General features: G+C 64.7%; 1 protein-coding gene. It reads left to right on the forward strand.

Translation table 11 applies throughout. The annotated features are described in order from the left end of the window. Positions 1–207: hypothetical protein (locus ACY9Z2_RS19630; RefSeq protein WP_463611344.1), on the forward strand; the 207-nt coding region annotated here is incomplete at both ends.

A 207-nucleotide genomic window follows, 5' to 3' on the forward strand; every position in this document is an offset into this window, starting at 1 on the left:
GGCGAGACCTCGATCAACGAGAAGATCGTCATCCAGTGCTTCGACGGCAGCCGTCGTGCCATCCTCAATTCTGCCGTCCCGCTCTTCGATGCCGACGGCAGCATCAACGGCGCCGTCATCGTCAACCAGGACATCGACGACCTGCAGCGCGCCCAGCAGGAAATCCGCCAGCTCAACGAGGGTCTGGAGCGGCGCGTGCGCGAGCGC

It is taken from the genome of Virgibacillus sp. GM2-2, assembly GCF_055329585.1.